Origin of the sequence: Mycobacterium sp., from assembly GCF_036488105.1 — a bacterium.
In the GTDB taxonomy this organism is placed as follows: domain Bacteria; phylum Actinomycetota; class Actinomycetes; order Mycobacteriales; family Mycobacteriaceae; genus Mycobacterium.
Genome location: NZ_DASXHW010000105.1, coordinates 1 through 2,065, shown reverse-complemented (window position 1 = coordinate 2,065; position 2,065 = coordinate 1). Strand labels below are relative to the sequence as shown.

The 2,065-nt window shown below is 65.5% G+C and carries 2 protein-coding genes; both read left to right on the top strand.

What is annotated here, in order from left to right; genetic code table 11:
* Positions 1–537: class I adenylate-forming enzyme family protein (locus tag VGH54_RS05660; RefSeq protein WP_331510959.1), on the top strand; the 537-nt coding region annotated here is incomplete at its 5' end.
* A gap of 2 nt (positions 538–539) precedes the next feature.
* A partial coding sequence (locus VGH54_RS05655; protein ID WP_331510958.1) for a PHA/PHB synthase family protein occupies positions 540–2,065 on the top strand: 1,526 nt, incomplete at its 3' end.

The window sequence follows — 2,065 nt, the reverse complement described above, 5'->3', positions numbered from 1 at the left end:
CCGATCGAAGGCGTGCAGATGCGAGTCGTCGACTTGAACGGCGGTGAGGTACCCCAGGGCCACACCGGCGAGATCCAGATTCGCGGACACAACGTGATGAAGGGCTACTGGAACCTGCCTGAGGCGACCAAGGCCACGATCACGCCGGACGGGTGGCTGGCGACCGGTGACGTCGGACGCGTCGACGAGGACGGCTACTTCTACATCGTCGACCGGACCAAGGATCTGATCATCCGGGGCGGGTACAACGTCTACCCCCGCGAAATCGAGGAAGTGCTCTACGAGCACCCCGATGTGGCCGAAGCCGCGGTCATCGGCGTCCCGCACGACTCGCTGGGCGAGGAAGTCGGGGCCGCCGTGGCGCTGAAGGAAGGGGCGAAAGTGCACCCGGACGAACTGCGCGACTACGTCAAGGAGCGGGTGGCCGCCTACAAGTATCCTCGCCAGGTCTGGTTGGTCGACGCTCTGCCCAAGGGTCCCACCGGCAAGGTGCAAAAGCGCGACATCACCATTCCGGCAAGCGAAAGCACCCGATAACCATGGCAAATCCCAAGGACGCCACGGTCAAAGTCGACGAGCTGGCTGCGCCACTCGACCTGCTTCTCACCAGCGCCACAAAGCCATTCGCCAGCCGAATGATGCCGAACGCCACCTGGGCCCGCTTCGCCGGCAACCTCGCTGCGCACCCCGGCGCGGTGGCCGACCGGGTTGGCGCGCTGACCCGCGAGCTCGGCAATATTGCCGTGGGCAAGTCGCACCGCGCTCCCGCACGCGCCGACAAGCGCTTCAATGACCCTGCGTGGCAGGAGAATCCGCTGCTGCACAGGATCATGCAGGCCTATCTGGCGGGCTCCGAGACCGCTGATGAGCTGCTCGCCGACGCGCAGCTGGATTGGCGCGACAAAGAGAAGATGCAGTTCGTTATCGACAATCTTGTCGAAGGCCTGGCGCCCAGCAACAACCCGCTGATCAGTCCGCTCGGCTGGAAGGCGCTGATCGACACCGGCGGTCTGAGCGCGGTCCGAGGTGCGAGAGCCTTTGCCCGTGACATGCTTTCGAAGCCCCGGGTGCCCGCGATGATCGAGCCCGATGCGTATGCGGTGGGGGAGAACCTGGCTGTCACCAAGGGCGCCGTTGTACTGCAAACCTCGGTGTTCGAATTGATCCAGTACGCCCCGCAAACACCCAAGGTGCGGGCGATTCCACTGCTCATGGTGCCGCCGGTGATCAACAAGTACTACGTCATGGACATCGCGCCCGGGCGCAGCATGATCGAGTACTTCGTCCAGCAGGGCCAGCAGGTCTTCGCAATTTCATGGCGGAACCCGCAAGCCCGCCATCGGGATTGGGGCTTCGATACCTATGGGGCGGCGATCGTGGAGGCGATGGAGGCGGCCGAGAAAATCACCGGGGCCGACAGCACACACCTGTTGGCCACCTGCTCGGGCGGCATCCTGGCGGCGATGACGGCGGCTCATCTCGCCGAGATCGGCGAGGGCGACCGGGTCGCGGGCCTCAACCTGGCGGTCACCGTGCTGGATGAGACCCGCGCCGGGTTTGCCGCCGCGGCGATGAGCGACCGCGCGGCGCAGGCGGCGATTCGAGTCTCGGCCAGGAAGGGTTTCCTGGACGGGCGCGACATGGCGGAGATGTTCGCCTGGCTTCGTCCCACCGACCTGGTGTGGCGGTACGTGGTCAACAACTACGTGCAGGGCCGCAAGCCCGCGGCGTTCGACGTGTTGTTCTGGAACGCCGACACCACCCGGATGGCCGCCGCGCTGCACCGCGACCTGGTGCTGATGGGGCTGCGGAATGCACTGGTCACTCCAGGCGGGGTCAGCATGCTGGGCAGCCCGGTCGACCTGTACAAGATCACCGCGGACGCCTACATCGTCGGCGGCATCGCCGATCACATCTCACCATGGCAGGCCACCTATCGCAGTGCGCGACTGCTCGGCAGCAAGGACAACCGCTACGTCTTGTCCACCAACGGTCACATCGCGGCGCTGGTCAACCCGCCCGGCAACCCCAAGGCATCGTTCCGCACCGGATCAGTCGACGTCGA